The organism is Mesorhizobium sp. M8A.F.Ca.ET.208.01.1.1, from assembly GCF_004791315.1.
Classification (GTDB): Bacteria; Pseudomonadota; Alphaproteobacteria; order Rhizobiales; family Rhizobiaceae; genus Mesorhizobium.
This window is the reverse complement of the sequence record NZ_SRUT01000453.1, coordinates 1-278: the sequence shown is the minus strand read 5'-3', so window position 1 is coordinate 278 and position 278 is coordinate 1. Positions and strand designations below refer to the sequence as shown.

Sequence of the window (278 nt, the reverse complement as noted above, 5' to 3'; positions counted from 1 at the left end):
GGCACTTCCTTCCAGTTCTCCGGCCATTTGAAGCCCATCGGCTTGGAACGGTAGCTGGAGGTGATCGATTTGGCGCCGTATTTGTAGCATTGCGAACCGATGTCCTCGGCCGAATAGGAGCGGCCGATGATCAGGATGTCCTTGCCCTTGAATTCCATGGCATCGCGGAAGTCGTGGCTGTGCAGGATGCGGCCGTTGAAGGTGGAAAAGCCCTCGAAATACGGCACGTTCGGCACGGAGAAATGGCCGGAGGCGACGACGACATTGTCGAACTCTTC

The 278-nt window shown here is 57.2% G+C and carries 1 protein-coding gene; it reads right to left on the bottom strand.

Translation table 11 applies throughout. The features are described 5' to 3' along the window. Window positions 1–278 (bottom strand): NAD(P)/FAD-dependent oxidoreductase (locus EN851_RS36055; RefSeq protein WP_135931151.1); only part of this gene is annotated, 278 nt, incomplete at both ends.